Origin of the sequence: Flavobacterium lindanitolerans, from assembly GCF_002846575.1 — a bacterium.
GTDB classification, from domain to species: Bacteria; Bacteroidota; Bacteroidia; order Flavobacteriales; family Flavobacteriaceae; genus Flavobacterium; species Flavobacterium lindanitolerans.
The window spans coordinates 425,391-437,167 of sequence record NZ_PJND01000008.1 but is presented as its reverse complement, the minus strand read 5'-3'; the positions used below and the strand labels follow the sequence as shown (position 1 = coordinate 437,167).

Genomic DNA, 11,777 nt, shown 5'->3' with positions numbered 1-11,777 from the left:
CTATATTTGTTGCGATATTATATAACAGGTTTCTGTTGCCTTCTCTGGAATAGTTTAAAACACTCTTTTTCTCTCTCTCAGTTTTTGCTTTCTCAGGTGCCATTTTTTAATCTTAAAATTATTTACTTATGAATATTTTTGTTGGCAATCTGAGTTTTAAGACTTCAGAAGAACAATTGTTCGACTTATTTGCTTCCTATGGAGAAGTAACTTCAGTTAAAATCATTACAGACAAATTTTCCGGAAATTCCAGAGGCTTTGCCTTTGTTGAAATGCCTGAACAGGACGAAGCGCAGAATGCTGTAGACAATCTGAACGATTCTGAGTTTGACTCACGTACAATGGCAGTAAAAGAAGCAATGCCAAAAGAAAACGATACGCGTTCCAGAAAAAAACACTATTAGAAATCAGTATTTCATTTTGGTCATTATTCGTTTGTAAACGATTCAAGGATGGTTAGGCTTTTAACCAACGGATATGATTAGCCTATGTTCATGCAATGAACTATATGGGAATGATAATTCCATCCTAAAAGTAAATCCTCATTTCCATTTAAATAAAAAGTACCCAATATGGCAGATTCGTTTTTTAAAAAAGAAAACAATAAAAAAAAACAAAAGAAGCAGCAGGATAAAATTTCCAGAAGAGAAGAACGAAAAACAAATAACAATAAAGGGAAAGAGCTTGATGATATGATTGTTTATGTCGATATCAATGGAAATTTCACTTCATTGCCACCCCACGCTCAGAACAGGGAAGAGGATGCTGCTAAAGCCAGGCAATCTAAAAAGGCGGAAATGATTACGGAAGACACAATTTTTTCGGGCATAGTTTCCTATATGAGCGAGAAAGGCTACGGTTTTATTACAGAAGAAAACAGCAATGAAAATATTTTTTTCCATTACGGACAATTAAATGAAGCTGTTAAAAAACATGATGTAGTACATTATAAAAAAGAAAAAACACCAAAAGGATATCAGGCAACAGATATAAAAAGCAATAAATAACAAATAAAAAAAGAGATGCAAGAAGGCACAGTAAAATTTTTTAATGAATCTAAGGGATTTGGATTCATTTCACAAGACGGAAGCAACGAGGATATTTTTGTCCACAGTACCGGATTATTGGATAAAATTAATGAGAACGACAAGGTTGTTTTTGATATTGAAAAAGGTCAAAAAGGTTTGATGGCCGTAAATGTCAAAAGAAGATAATTACCTGTATTTGTTTGTAAGAAGGTGTATAAAATTTAATTTATACACCTTTTTATTTTTAAAAACGGTACACAAAAGCATTGATGTTCATTCCGGCTCCTACAGAAGCAAAAAGAACAATATCGTTTTCTTTGATTGAATGCTGTGGCAGCTCGTTTTTTAAAATCATGGTTAACAGTGACGGAATTGTAGCCACGCTGCTATTTCCAAGCTTGTGTATTACCATGGGCATTATATTTTCGGGCACCGGAGTTTTGTAAATTTTATAAAAACGGTTTACGATTGCTTCGTCCATTTTTTCATTGGCCTGATGGATTATTATTTTAGAGAGGTCATTAATAGAATAACCGCTGTCATCCAGGCATTTTTGCATGGCACCGGGAACATTCAAAAGGGCAAATTCATAAATTTTCCTACCATCCATCTTCAGATACCGTATATTGGGACAGTTTTCATTATTATACGATTTTCCAAAATACAGGTAATCTTTCTCATTAAGGGTAAAAGAACCGGAGAGATGTGATTTTATTCCCGATTCGTCATTGCTGGTTTCAAGAATAGCGGCACCGGCACCATCAGCATAAATCATACTATCCCTATCATGCGCATCGACTACACGCGTAAGGGTTTCCGCTCCAATAACAAGGCATCTTTTGGCTATTCCCGATTTGATAAAGGCATGCGCCTGTATCATGCCTTCAATCCAGCCCGGACAGCCAAACAAGACATCATAGGCTACACAAAAATTATTTTTGATTTTTAAAAGATGCTTGACACGCGATGCAAGGCTTGGAACCATATCAGATTGGATTGTTCCTGTACGGACATCGCCAAAATTATGCGCGAAAATAATGTAATCAAGTGTTTCCGGGTCGATTCCTGAATCTTCTATGGCAGATTGGGCGGCCAAAAAGCCTAAATCAGAAGCGACCTGATTAGGATGCGCATAACGTCTTTCCTCAATACCGGTAATTTCTTTCAGTTTACTGGCAATGGTTGCATTGTCTTGTTTTAAGGCATCTCCCGCCTGGTCTAAAAAGTGATGCTTGTCAAAAAATAGATTGGTAATGGTCTGGGAAGGTATATAGTTTCCCACACCTATAATTTTACTCGTCATTAATAAAGGTCACTTTTTACAGTAACTTCATTTTATGAAGAGAATTAAAGTGATGCGGTAAATATAATGATTTTAGATTATATGCTATTTTATTATCTGATTCTTTTGTATTTCAATGCGCTGTTTTTAATGGTTGTCAATAGTTTTCATAGTGTGTCTTTTGTAAATGTATATTTACCATTTAGAAGAGGTTTACTTCATTTTGCACTACTATCAGGTAACAAATACAAATGTATCGCGGTCCAGACCCGAAGAAAGAAATTGCCAGTTGACATGAATTACCTTGGCAATTGTATCTCTTAGGGTTTCAAAATTATTGGGTTTTGTAATATAGACATTGGCACCGGCAATCAATGTATCTTCAATATCTTTTTCTGCGGATGAAGTCGAATAGATTACAACAGACAATTGTCTGTAGCGGTCATTCTTCCTGATTTCCCGTAATGTTTCCAGACCACCCATAATGGGCATGTTCAGGTCCAGAAAAATAATGTCCGGGACAGTTTCGTTTTCATTCAGGTAATTTAATACCTCGAGGCCATTCTGGAACATCAGGAGTTGATTCCCGGAATTCAACTGAGAGAATGCCTCTTCGAAAATCATACGGTCTTCCGCATCATCATCCACAAGAATAATGTGCATTTTTTCGTTTAGGTTTTTCATTCTTGGTGCAAATTAAGGGACAAATAAAATTATAAATCCACTACTTAAACAAATGTTAATTATTTCTAAAAAAATAGTAAAAAATACAGCCATTTCTTTGCTTTTCCGGATAGGAAAAAGAAAAATCAGCTTTCGGTACGCAGTGGGGTAATGGCAAAATCGTGAACAATTTGCTCGTCGAAAGAGTTCATAGGACAAACATCGAATTCTTTTAAGCAATAGCTAAGGTATCCGAAGTATAGTGTAAGTTTTTAATTCTTTGAGGAGAGAAAGGAAATCTTAAATCCGTCGAGATATCCCATCAAAAAAGCTTTCAGGTATTTTTCTCTTTCTGGTGTTTCTATTCTCAATTCTTTCATAATCAGCTGCAAGACAGCAATGTTGACACTTGTGTCTTCTTCTTCAAATGCCTGATTACATCCCAGATTGTACAATTCAATAGGAATTCGGTCATGAATCCCTAACAGTAAGAGGGTCTCGATATAAAAAAGAGAAGTACTGCTCATGTCCTTACTATTGATTTTTAGCATTGGGTGGTGTTATTTCACCCTTTACAGAGTCTTTACCAGTTGATAATCGTGAAGCATCGTTCTGTATTGAATCGCCTTCCGGTTTTGTGGCAGGAAGTACAGTATCGGCTGAGGTTGGCGGGTTTTTAATATCAGATTCAATACCGTCTTTTCGTCTATTGCAGGAAACGATGGAGTAAAAAATTAGCAACAGACATATAGTTTTTAATTGGGACATGGCTTTTTGTATATTATTGTGCAATAGTAAAGTTAAACAATTCTTAAAGAGCCGTTTTATATTATTACAAAAGATTGTTATATCTCGCCAGAGTCTTTTTAAGGGCATTTACAAACAAATAATAAAATTATATAAGGCAGGCTGCTCTGGAAATTCCGAATTTTATTTTAGTAAATTTTAAAATAACAATCATGAAACAGAGAGATATTTATACGCTTGCCTTGTCAGATAAAGTAATATTGGTAACAGGAGGCACAACAGGAATAGGAAGAGCTACAGCCCATCTTTTGGCATCATTGGGGGCCAGAGTATTCATTACCGGACGCCATCAGGAACAATTAGAAGAAACATTGCGTGATGGTAAAACCATTTATCCGGATGCCATGCTATCGGGTATTGCTTCTGATTTGTCTTCTGAGGAGGGAATCGAAAGAGTATTCCAGGCAATGGAATCAGAATTTGGCACTATTGACATATTGGTCAACAATGCAGCTTTGTCTGCCAACAGTGCTGCAGAAGGCAATTATAAAGAATGGAGCTATATTCTCAATACCAATCTTTTAGGATATATAGCTTGTGCCAATGCGGCAATCAGCAGAATGAAAACAAAAAAAGGAGGACAAATTGTTAATGTCGGGTCTATGAGTGCCGAAATCCGGGAAACCGGTAGCAGCGTGTATGTGGCAACCAAATCAGGAATACAGGGGTTTACTGCCGCATTGCGCAAAGAACTCAATCCGGACCAGATCAAGGTTACGCTGATAGAACCCGGAGCCGTAAATACAGATATGCAACCCGGAAGCGGTGAAGAACGCCAGGAGAAAGTCGATGCTATGGAAATGCTTGATGCCTGTGATATTGCAGAAGCTATTGCTTTTTGCCTTTCGCGTCCCAGTCATTGTGATATAGTAAGCATGCAGATTCGTCCGCTTAAACAAATTATATAAGCATTTGGAGGAAGATCATGATTTTAGATTTATGATTCTAGATTTATGATTTTGGGTAATAGGGTTAGATGGCTGCGATGTCGGCCCTGAATTTTTTATAAAGTCACTTGATGGAAACCTTGAACCAATATTTCCAAAAGGCTGTTCATACCACAACGGCTTTTCTTCCACATTTACTATCAGCTATTATTACACTTGTAGTAGGATTCATAATTATCCGGCTTTTCCGGAAATTTATGATGAGGCTCATTGAGAAGAAACGTTTTGACGCTACACTTCTTAAATTCGTAATGGATGTGGCAGTATGGACAATGCGTGCGCTGCTTTTTGTGAGTATCATTACCAAACTTGGTGTAGAAACATCAGCTTTTGTAGCGGCTATTGGAGCAGCTGGTCTTGCTATTGGACTTTCACTTCAGGGCTCCTTATCTAACTTTGCCGGCGGTTTGCTGATTATTCTTTTTAAACCGCTACGTGTTGGTGATTATGTTGAAGCCCAGGGAGAAGCAGGAACAGTGGCTGCAATTTTTATTTTTAGCACAAAAATCATTACCGGAAACAATCAATCCATCTACCTTCCAAACGGAGCCTTGTCTAATGGAATTATCAGAAACTTTTCAAAGGAAAAGTTACGCCGTGCCGAAATTACGCTGAGTGTGAATCATGACAGTGATATTTCGCTCGTAAAGGCGCTATTGTTTAATGTTATACGTTCTGACAAAAGAATACTTCAACTGCCTGAACCTGCGGTTATGATTAAAGACATTACTGCAGATGCGCTGCTGCTGTCTGTATTGATGTGGACAACAAACGAAGACTACGGATGGGTTGTCTCTGACTTTTTGGAAAATATTAAAAAATCGTTTAAAGAACAGGGCATTAGCAATCCGGCTCCCAAACGCGAGATTATTATTGAAATTAAAAACTACCGGGATACAAAAGAGAAATAAGTGCTAAAAAAAAGATTCTTTATCATTTAAATCTGATTTTTTGAACAACAGGAAGTAATTTCAATTCGTTAGCCAAATGCAAAACATCAGTTTTTGCACCAACAAAACGGGCTTTGACGGTATATTTTTTATTTTTCTTTTCCATTGCCAAAAGAGAAAAATTCAAGTGGTACGAAATTAATTTTTCAAGCAACAGCGTACCTTCTTCCTTTTTATACAATCGGACGGTCATTCTGTGTTCACGGACTTGCGACTTTTTATTCTGCAATTTTTGAACAACATACAAGATGAGTACTGTAATAACGGTGGCTACAAGACCTGTAATATACATTCCGCCACCAATGGAAAGTCCAACAGCTGCGGTAGCCCATAATCCGGAAGCGGTAGTCAGTCCTTTGATGTTTCCCCGTTTAAGAATCAATATGATTCCCGCACCCAGATAGCCAATACCGATAACTACTGAAGAAGCAACACGCGAGGGATCCAATTCTACATTAGGATAGCCCAAAATGTCAGAAAAACCAAAACAGGAAACGAGCATAACCAGTGTAGAGCCCATACAGGCTATCATGTGCGTTCTAATGCCGGCAGCCCAATCTTTTCGTTCGCGTTCAAATCCTATCATGCCACCTAAAAGAGCTGCAAACAAAAGCCTTGCTATTATTTCATACCATGCAATCATACTTTAGAAGCGAGTTTTTCTATTATTTTTTCCATATATCTTTTCCCTTCAGCCATAGCCTCCGGACTAAAATTATTGTCTTTAAAATATTTTTGTGCAAAACTTTCCAGGTTTTCTTCAAACTCCTGCAAAAAGCTTTGCACAAAAACAAAATGCTCTGTTTTATCCTTACTTCTTCCTTTTTCCAAGGAATACTTTATCTCATAGCTGGCAAACAGGATAATGATAGCTTCTCTAAATTTTTCCATACCTTTTCAGTGTGCCCATTAAACAAGACTTTATAGCCGGGTCAAATAAATAAAGTTTATGAGATTTTTTAAGGTGGCTACTCATCTGCTTTGTCATGTCCCTCAACCTTCACAATCTTATTGTAAATGCCAAGCAACAGGAAAGGGGCAACCCACTGGCCAAAAAAAAGGCTGGTATGTTTCATCCCCATTATTTTAAGTGTTGCAGATATGCCCATCGCACCCAATCCGGCATACAGGAATAAATCTGATGGCAGTTTTGAAGTCTGCTCCTCAATTGCCTTTGCGACTTTTCCTTCTTCTCTTTCTTCATTGATTAAATTTTCCATAAGTTTTTTTTAAATGGTTATAATGTAAAGTGACAAAAAAATATGTTTTCCTTACTTATATAATACTGAACAGAAGTTATATAGTAGTCCATAAGGGCAGGTTCAGACAAAAAATTAACATATAAATCCTGTGTGAGATTATATAAAAGCTCTTTACAGGGGTAGGTCTAAATTTATACTGCTAAAGCCTTAAAACAGATATGGATAAAAAGTTTACCTCATGGACAGCCATGGCGCAGTCTGATATTGAAACAGCAGAACTGATTGCCTCAACATTACAATCCGGTTTTAATTTTGAACTTTTCAATACCGGCGATTCCCTATGGATTGTAGCCGTTTGGCCTGATAAAACAAGAACTGCTTTCAGGATAGCTTTTGCATTAAACGGTCATTTTGAAAATGTTGTGGTAACAGACCGCAAAGGCCTATTACAAATCAGAGCCAACACCCGTTTGGGAAAATACAATACAGAAGTAAGCTTTCCTGAAAAGAAAGGACATCTGGTGAGATATACTACCACTTTTGAAGCTGATTTTTCGTTCTGTATTCCCTTCTGGCCAAGAGATATTGTTCCGTTAACTAAAACAGGAAGCTTTGAAAATACGTCGGCAAAAATTCATACCAGCCAGATTGGGACGCGTTCCGGACTAATTTATTTCAGCCTGACACGGCCTAAAACCGGCTCTGTATTTTATTTTCAAAATCTAAGTGCACTTTCGGATTATTGCGAAGCTACCCAAACGTCTATTGGCGAAACCGTAGGTGGTGAATGGCCGGAAATAGGGTTTCAATTGCCGGTATCGCAAGAAAATCCATTACCAGCCGGAAAAAAAGTAGTGTTGACAGATGCGTTTGTATTGCTGAGCGAAACAGTTCCCGTATCGGAGCCGGAAATTACCCAATCTTTTATAGAAAATCTTGCGAATGTTTATATACACCTGCCAAAACCTGATACGGAATACCATGACTGGTTATCACTCAGCCAAAAAGCAATGGACGACTTGCAACATAATAAAGGTTGTTGGACACAGGCAGGCGGAATTCCTTACCTGAATGCTTATTTATGTGACTATAAAACTCCTCCTGAAATAATGGTACAGCTGTCGGTATTGCTTCCGCTAAAAGAGTTTTCAGACTGGAAAAAGATAAAACCGGAATTATATAATGAGTTGAAATGTACATTGCCGGAATTTTATGATGACCGTATTGAAAGTATTGTCCGATGGCTTCCTGCACTTAGTGAGGAACTCGACAATTCTGAGGAACAGAAAAAAGAAATGGTCATGGATTCCTGGTACCTGCATCATCCGCTCATGAATCTTGCAAGGTTAGCTTTGGCGGGTGATAAAATTTCTAAGAAATTACTATTAAAGTCTGTTGATTTTGCAGTTAAAGTAGCCAGACATTTCAAATATGAATGGCCTGTATTTTATAAAATGGATACCCTCGAAGTGATACGGAAAGAGACAGAGCCGGGGAGAGGAGGTGAGAGAGACGTGGCAGGTTCCTATGCCCATTTAATGTTGTTGGTGTGGAAACTTACGGATAATCCGCTTTATTTTAGAGAAGCTGAAAAAGCAGCAAGGAAACTGGAAGGATTGGGTTTCGATATATTTTACCAGGCCAACAATACGGCATTTGCGGCGACGGCGCTTTTGGAATTGTTCAAACTGACCGGAAAACAGAATTATCTCGAATCAAGTTTCGCCTGTTTGGCAGGGTTGTTCAAAAATATGAGGCTTGCGGAATGCAATTATGGAAACACAAAGCATTATCCCAATTTTTTTACTGTATTTCCACTCAATGAAGCACCCTATTCGGCAGCTTATGAAGAAGTTGAAGTATATGCAGCGCTCTATGATTATGTGTTGTCTTCAGAAGGAATTACCATGCCGTCAGGATTATTATTGCTGCTATCTGAATTTATAAAATATTCGCTGTCACGAATGCCCTACTACTATCCGCCAATGCTACCACGCGACATTTTATCTGACGAAGTCCGAACAGGAGAACTGCAGCATTCGCTTTGGATTCCGTTGGAAGACCTTAATGACGGATGGGAAAAAGCGGGGCAGGTAGGACAGGAAGTATATGGGGCCGGATTGCCTTTTGCCGTTGTATCAAGGCAATATTATAGACTGGAGGAAGAAGACCTTCTGTTTTTTGTAGACTACCCGGTTAAAGGATTCCGAAAAATCAGCAATAATTTGCACTTCCATACATTAGGTTCTTCATTGATGCCTTGTCATGTCTATATAATTGGTCATCGGGAGCATAAGGTTAGCACACATACTGATACTGTTGCCTCAAAATCAATAGCACCAGGGCTGATGCAATACGCAATCACAGGCAACAGCAAGGTCAAAATCAGTTGGTAATTCATTATGATGGTTACTTATAAAAATAGCAGCGGACAATCCGGAATCAAGGCATACGAAATAGTACCGGAAGGTATTGCTGTGCAGTTTATGGATGGTGACATCTATCTTTATACTTATGCCAGTACAGGAAAAGAGGCTGTTGAAAAAATGAAAAAGCTGGCTGTTTCGGGTAAAAAACTGGCTACTTATATTTCACAAAATGTTCAGGACAAATTTGAAAAAAGACTACGCTGAATAACAGACCAATCTTTGAAGAGTCAGGTTGAAATAATTAATGATGTAATATTTTAAGAACTATCCTGTAAATTTTACGCCAATAACAATTTGTAAATTAGTTGTTTAACCATAATCAATAAAAAGAAAACTATGAAAACGAATAAAATTCTTAAGAATCTATTTTTTACGGGAACGATTATCTTATTTGCTTTTGTCTTTAATTCCTGCAAAAAGGATAAAAACATAGATACCAAAGAAATTGCACAGGAAGAAAATGAAGAAAAGTTTGATAATTCCAAACAGGATGAAAAAGATTCCCGTTATTTGGTAGAGGCGGCAGAAACAGACAGTAAGGAAATTGAAATTGGAAAACTTGCCCAGGAAAAGAGTACCGACGCGGATGTTAAGGCTTTTGGAAAAATGATGGTAGACGACCATACCCAGGCTGCCGGAGATGTCAAGAAACTGGCTGCAAGAAAAAATATCTCATTGCCGGATTCAATGACGGAAGAGGCGCGAAAAGAATATGACGACCTTAATAAAAAGAGCGGATTGGATTTTGATAAAAAATTTGCCGAAATGATGGTTAAAGGTCATGAAAAGGCAATCGATAAAATGACTGAGGCGGCTGAAGAAGCGGCAGATGAAGAAATCAGATATTGGGCAACCAACAAAATACCAACGCTGACGGAACACCTTGAACACGCAAAAAGCCTTAAGGAAAAAATAGACAACCGTAAAAAATAAGTATGATGAAAAATAGTGATAAATACATATTCCTGCTCATTCTTATAGCCTGTATGGTTATGATATTGTCATGCAGGGATAACAATACCAACCGATATGAATCTGATGGAGCCAGCCAAAAGGAAACGTTTACCAATGAAGGAACCATCAGTAGTGGTACAAAAGATACTATGAACAAGCCGGGAACAACTGTAGGTCCGACACAAAGAGATTCGGCTGCACTCGAAGAAGGCAGGCGAAGGTCAGATTAACCAGGTCTGTTTTTTCAGAATAGTATAAAGCCCGCAACGCGGGCTTTATATATTTTTATGCTTACTTAAACAGGAAAATAGCATTTAAAAACCGCCCCATTTCCATCAGATATGGCAACAATATGCCCGTTGTGCAAATCCATAATCTTTTTGCAGACAGCCAATCCAATTCCGGAACCTTTATATATACTCCTGTCATGCAATCTGAAAAAAATGGCAAATAAATTTTCTGCCTGATTTTGGTCAAACCCGATACCATTATCTTCAATGCATATTTCATACATTCCTTTGCATGCTCCTTCAGAACATACAGAACTGCTTATCTTAATTTCCGGATTTTTCCCTTTCGGCAGGAATTTTAGCGCGTTATCAATCAAATGATAAAACAGAAGCGACAGTAATAAAGGATATCCTGTAATGGCCGGTAATATCCCGGAACGTGTGATAATTGCCTCTTTTTCACTAATTTTTTGTGCCATATCTGAAAGAAGTGCATTGAGCAGCTCTTCCAAATCAACAGATGTCAGATTGCTGTCCATGGCCGGAATCCTGGAGAACGAAACGATGTCTTCTGTCAGCAATTTTAGTTTCTGTATGGCGCCCTGGGCTTTTCTAATGTTGGCCTTTCCGGCATTACTAATGTTGGGGGCATCTGTCTTGATAATAAATTCCAGATACATATATAATGATTGCAAGGTTTCCCTGTAATCATTTGCGGCGATATTATTAAATGTAGTTAGCTCTGAGTTTAAGGATTCAAGTTCACGGTTTTTCTGGCTGAGTTCCTTATTGAGCGCATTTATTCTGTCATCGGCCAATTTTCGTGCCGTTATATCAGAAGTTGAAGTTGCCACTCCATCATTCAGTTTTACAACAGATTGGTAAAACCAGCCGTCAAACTGCTCATTTACATAATGCTTCTCATATTGTTGAGGTATGCCCGTTTCGGTTACCTCAACAAAACTGTTAAATATTCCGGTATGCACAACACCCGGATTGTTTTTCAACAGACTTTGGCCTATAACATCACCATAATAGGTTTCTGAAGTATAATTATTCAGGACCCATATAAAATCTATTATTTTACCTTTTTCATCACGGACAGCTTCAAATACCTGAACCATATCCAATGAACTGTCCAGAGTAGCCTGCAAGAGCTCTCTGTTTTTTTCCAATTCCGCATTTCGTTGTCTCAACTCGTTTTCGAGATGAGACATATAGCCTTCATCTGTTTTTTTCTTCATTCTTGGTTATGACTTGTGCGCCTTTTTTACCGAAACACATT

The 11,777-nt window shown here is 37.9% G+C and carries 17 protein-coding genes; 9 read left to right on the top strand and 8 right to left on the bottom strand.

Annotated elements, in window-relative coordinates:
- The first annotated feature begins 128 nt into the window (after positions 1 to 128).
- The 3 genes from B0G92_RS11900 (at position 129) to B0G92_RS11890 (ending at position 1,214) form a co-directional block, all read left to right on the top strand.
- Positions 129 to 404, top strand: coding sequence for an RNA recognition motif domain-containing protein (locus B0G92_RS11900; RefSeq protein WP_101472357.1), 276 nt, complete (start codon positions 129 to 131; stop codon positions 402 to 404).
- Between the two features lie 168 nt (positions 405 to 572).
- Entirely contained in the window at positions 573 to 1,007 is a 435-nt protein-coding gene (locus B0G92_RS11895) for a cold shock domain-containing protein (RefSeq protein WP_056065548.1), read from the top strand.
- A 15-nt stretch (positions 1,008 to 1,022) separates the two neighbouring features.
- Complete coding sequence (locus tag B0G92_RS11890; RefSeq protein ID WP_056065551.1) at positions 1,023 to 1,214, top strand: cold-shock protein; 192 nt, start codon at positions 1,023 to 1,025, stop codon at positions 1,212 to 1,214.
- A 58-nt stretch (positions 1,215 to 1,272) separates the two neighbouring features.
- On the opposite strand, the gene B0G92_RS11885 is transcribed toward B0G92_RS11890, so the two are convergent.
- From B0G92_RS11885 to B0G92_RS11870, 4 genes are all read right to left on the bottom strand, one after another.
- Positions 1,273 to 2,331 (bottom strand): 3-oxoacyl-ACP synthase III family protein, encoded by a 1,059-nt coding sequence (locus B0G92_RS11885; protein ID WP_101472356.1) that lies wholly within the window; start codon positions 2,329 to 2,331, stop codon positions 1,273 to 1,275.
- Between the two features lie 213 nt (positions 2,332 to 2,544).
- On the bottom strand, positions 2,545 to 2,994 hold the full coding sequence (locus B0G92_RS11880) for a response regulator (RefSeq protein WP_101472355.1): 450 nt from the start codon (positions 2,992 to 2,994) through the stop codon (positions 2,545 to 2,547).
- Between the two features lie 251 nt (positions 2,995 to 3,245).
- The gene (locus B0G92_RS11875; protein WP_101472354.1) at positions 3,246 to 3,524 is read right to left on the bottom strand and encodes a hypothetical protein; all 279 of its coding nucleotides are present in this window, start codon (positions 3,522 to 3,524) and stop codon (positions 3,246 to 3,248) included.
- Positions 3,508 to 3,741, bottom strand: coding sequence for a hypothetical protein (locus B0G92_RS11870; RefSeq protein ID WP_143395031.1), 234 nt, complete (start codon positions 3,739 to 3,741; stop codon positions 3,508 to 3,510). Before B0G92_RS11870 ends, B0G92_RS11875 begins: the two co-directional genes overlap by 17 nt.
- A 191-nt stretch (positions 3,742 to 3,932) precedes the next feature.
- Between B0G92_RS11870 and B0G92_RS11865 the strand changes: the two genes are divergently transcribed.
- Both B0G92_RS11865 and B0G92_RS11860 read left to right on the top strand, forming a co-directional pair.
- Complete coding sequence (locus B0G92_RS11865; protein ID WP_101472352.1) at positions 3,933 to 4,688, top strand: SDR family oxidoreductase; 756 nt, start codon at positions 3,933 to 3,935, stop codon at positions 4,686 to 4,688.
- Between the two features lie 110 nt (positions 4,689 to 4,798).
- Complete coding sequence (locus tag B0G92_RS11860; RefSeq protein ID WP_101472351.1) at positions 4,799 to 5,638, top strand: mechanosensitive ion channel family protein; 840 nt, start codon at positions 4,799 to 4,801, stop codon at positions 5,636 to 5,638.
- Positions 5,639 to 5,660: 22 nt separating this feature from the next.
- Here the strand turns inward: B0G92_RS11860 and B0G92_RS11855 are convergent, their stop codons facing one another.
- The 3 genes from B0G92_RS11855 to B0G92_RS11845 form a co-directional block, all read right to left on the bottom strand.
- The gene (locus B0G92_RS11855; RefSeq protein ID WP_101472350.1) at positions 5,661 to 6,320 is read right to left on the bottom strand and encodes an MgtC/SapB family protein; all 660 of its coding nucleotides are present in this window, start codon (positions 6,318 to 6,320) and stop codon (positions 5,661 to 5,663) included.
- Positions 6,317 to 6,568, bottom strand: a complete 252-nt coding sequence (locus B0G92_RS11850) for a hypothetical protein (RefSeq protein WP_101472349.1) — start codon at positions 6,566 to 6,568, stop codon at positions 6,317 to 6,319. Before B0G92_RS11850 ends, B0G92_RS11855 begins: the two co-directional genes overlap by 4 nt.
- Positions 6,569 to 6,645: 77 nt before the next feature.
- Positions 6,646 to 6,897, bottom strand: a complete 252-nt coding sequence (locus B0G92_RS11845; RefSeq protein WP_101472348.1) for a hypothetical protein — start codon at positions 6,895 to 6,897, stop codon at positions 6,646 to 6,648.
- Between the two features lie 200 nt (positions 6,898 to 7,097).
- Between B0G92_RS11845 and B0G92_RS11840 the strand changes: the two genes are divergently transcribed.
- From B0G92_RS11840 to B0G92_RS11825, 4 genes are all read left to right on the top strand, one after another.
- On the top strand, positions 7,098 to 9,275 hold the full coding sequence (locus B0G92_RS11840; protein ID WP_101472347.1) for a hypothetical protein: 2,178 nt from the start codon (positions 7,098 to 7,100) through the stop codon (positions 9,273 to 9,275).
- Between the two features lie 6 nt (positions 9,276 to 9,281).
- Positions 9,282 to 9,512 carry a hypothetical protein gene (locus tag B0G92_RS11835; protein ID WP_245867842.1) on the top strand — a complete coding sequence of 77 codons (231 nt, stop codon included), beginning with the start codon at positions 9,282 to 9,284 and terminating at the stop codon, positions 9,510 to 9,512.
- Positions 9,513 to 9,644: 132 nt separating this feature from the next.
- Complete coding sequence (locus B0G92_RS11830) at positions 9,645 to 10,241, top strand: DUF4142 domain-containing protein (protein ID WP_101472345.1); 597 nt, start codon at positions 9,645 to 9,647, stop codon at positions 10,239 to 10,241.
- 2 nt (positions 10,242 to 10,243) lie between these two features.
- Positions 10,244 to 10,492, top strand: a complete 249-nt coding sequence (locus tag B0G92_RS11825) for a hypothetical protein (protein WP_101472344.1) — start codon at positions 10,244 to 10,246, stop codon at positions 10,490 to 10,492.
- 65 nt (positions 10,493 to 10,557) lie between these two features.
- Here B0G92_RS11825 and B0G92_RS11820 read toward each other — a convergent pair whose 3' ends face one another.
- The gene (locus B0G92_RS11820; RefSeq protein WP_101472343.1) at positions 10,558 to 11,736 is read right to left on the bottom strand and encodes a sensor histidine kinase; all 1,179 of its coding nucleotides are present in this window, start codon (positions 11,734 to 11,736) and stop codon (positions 10,558 to 10,560) included.
- Positions 11,737 to 11,777: the final 41 nt, after the last annotated feature.

What these genes read in the sequence shown, in the direction of transcription:
- B0G92_RS11870 (WP_143395031.1), bottom strand. Translation starts at nt 3,741, where the DNA reads ATGTCCCAATTAAAAACTATATGTCTGTTGCTAATTTTTTACTCCATC.
- B0G92_RS11855 (WP_101472350.1), bottom strand. Translation starts at nt 6,320, where the DNA reads ATGATTGCATGGTATGAAATAATAGCAAGGCTTTTGTTTGCAGCTCTT.
- B0G92_RS11845 (WP_101472348.1), bottom strand. Translation starts at nt 6,897, where the DNA reads ATGGAAAATTTAATCAATGAAGAAAGAGAAGAAGGAAAAGTCGCAAAG.
- B0G92_RS11880 (WP_101472355.1), bottom strand. Translation starts at nt 2,994, where the DNA reads ATGAAAAACCTAAACGAAAAAATGCACATTATTCTTGTGGATGATGAT.
- B0G92_RS11865 (WP_101472352.1), top strand. Translation starts at nt 3,933, where the DNA reads ATGAAACAGAGAGATATTTATACGCTTGCCTTGTCAGATAAAGTAATA.
- B0G92_RS11835 (WP_245867842.1), top strand. Translation starts at nt 9,282, where the DNA reads ATGATGGTTACTTATAAAAATAGCAGCGGACAATCCGGAATCAAGGCA.
- B0G92_RS11875 (WP_101472354.1), bottom strand. Translation starts at nt 3,524, where the DNA reads ATGCTAAAAATCAATAGTAAGGACATGAGCAGTACTTCTCTTTTTTAT.
- B0G92_RS11900 (WP_101472357.1), top strand. Translation starts at nt 129, where the DNA reads ATGAATATTTTTGTTGGCAATCTGAGTTTTAAGACTTCAGAAGAACAA.
- B0G92_RS11825 (WP_101472344.1), top strand. Translation starts at nt 10,244, where the DNA reads ATGATGAAAAATAGTGATAAATACATATTCCTGCTCATTCTTATAGCC.
- B0G92_RS11820 (WP_101472343.1), bottom strand. Translation starts at nt 11,736, where the DNA reads ATGAAGAAAAAAACAGATGAAGGCTATATGTCTCATCTCGAAAACGAG.
- B0G92_RS11850 (WP_101472349.1), bottom strand. Translation starts at nt 6,568, where the DNA reads ATGGAAAAATTTAGAGAAGCTATCATTATCCTGTTTGCCAGCTATGAG.
- B0G92_RS11840 (WP_101472347.1), top strand. Translation starts at nt 7,098, where the DNA reads ATGGATAAAAAGTTTACCTCATGGACAGCCATGGCGCAGTCTGATATT.
- B0G92_RS11895 (WP_056065548.1), top strand. Translation starts at nt 573, where the DNA reads ATGGCAGATTCGTTTTTTAAAAAAGAAAACAATAAAAAAAAACAAAAG.
- B0G92_RS11830 (WP_101472345.1), top strand. Translation starts at nt 9,645, where the DNA reads ATGAAAACGAATAAAATTCTTAAGAATCTATTTTTTACGGGAACGATT.
- B0G92_RS11860 (WP_101472351.1), top strand. Translation starts at nt 4,799, where the DNA reads ATGGAAACCTTGAACCAATATTTCCAAAAGGCTGTTCATACCACAACG.
- B0G92_RS11890 (WP_056065551.1), top strand. Translation starts at nt 1,023, where the DNA reads ATGCAAGAAGGCACAGTAAAATTTTTTAATGAATCTAAGGGATTTGGA.
- B0G92_RS11885 (WP_101472356.1), bottom strand. Translation starts at nt 2,331, where the DNA reads ATGACGAGTAAAATTATAGGTGTGGGAAACTATATACCTTCCCAGACC.